We start from the raw sequence: 233 nt of genomic DNA, 5'->3' as shown, positions 1-233 counted from the left end.
GGGGAAGAAAGAATGGACGCGACTTACGAAGGCTTTCACGGCAAAGAAGAGGAAGCCGAACAACAGAGGGCGCCCGAGCAGGCATATGCGGGCTTTTGGATCAGGTTTTGGGCGTTTCTTCTTGATTGGCTGGTGGTCTGGGGACTTAACCATCTCATCGTTTCACCGATTTTCACGCTGATGAAGCTCCCGGCAACAAGCGGAATGTTTACAATCTCAGCTTATTCCGTCAC

At 51.5% G+C, this 233-nt stretch carries 1 protein-coding gene; it reads left to right on the top strand.

The genetic code is table 11. The features are described 5' to 3' along the window. Positions 1 to 12: 12 nt before the first annotated feature. Positions 13 to 233, top strand: a 221-nt coding sequence (locus SB658_RS27770; protein WP_486308235.1) for an RDD family protein, incomplete at its 3' end; no start/stop codon positions are given.

The sequence above is a fragment of the Bacillus sp. SIMBA_008 genome (assembly GCF_046535495.1).
Taxonomy (GTDB): domain Bacteria; phylum Bacillota; class Bacilli; order Bacillales; family Bacillaceae; genus Bacillus; species Bacillus subtilis.
The sequence above is the reverse complement of the archived record's forward strand: the minus strand, read 5'-3'. Positions and strand labels throughout refer to the sequence as shown.